Raw genomic sequence first — 336 nt, 5'->3', positions numbered from 1 at the left:
GAGATTCTTCCACCACTTTCCGGGCCTTTAACCCCACCCAAGCAGAAGAAACCTACTCTATGGTGACAGCAAACCGTTTCTGGAGTCAGATTTTCGGAATTGCCTTCTCCAACAAGCGTTGGTTACACTTTTTCATGCTCTTTGTTCCGGTAACGGGACTGTGGATGAGTTCTATCGGCATTGTCGGTTTAGCTTTAAACCTACGCGCCTACGATTTTGTCTCTCAGGAGATTCGGGCAGCAGAAGACCCCGAATTTGAGACATTCTACACCAAGAATATCCTGTTAAATGAAGGTCTGCGAGCTTGGTTAGCTCCCGAAGACCAACCCCATCAAA

The 336-nt window shown here is 47.3% G+C and carries 1 pseudogene; it reads left to right on the top strand.

The window, feature by feature from the left end:
• Positions 1-336 (top strand): annotated as a pseudogene (locus JUI58_RS00350) (photosystem II D2 protein (photosystem q(a) protein)); the annotation flags it as partial.

This window comes from Spirulina sp. CCY15215 (assembly GCF_016888125.1).
In the GTDB taxonomy this organism is placed as follows: domain Bacteria; phylum Cyanobacteriota; class Cyanobacteriia; order Cyanobacteriales; family Spirulinaceae; genus CCY15215.
Note: the sequence above shows the minus strand (reverse complement) of the source record. Positions and strands in the feature narration are given on the sequence as shown.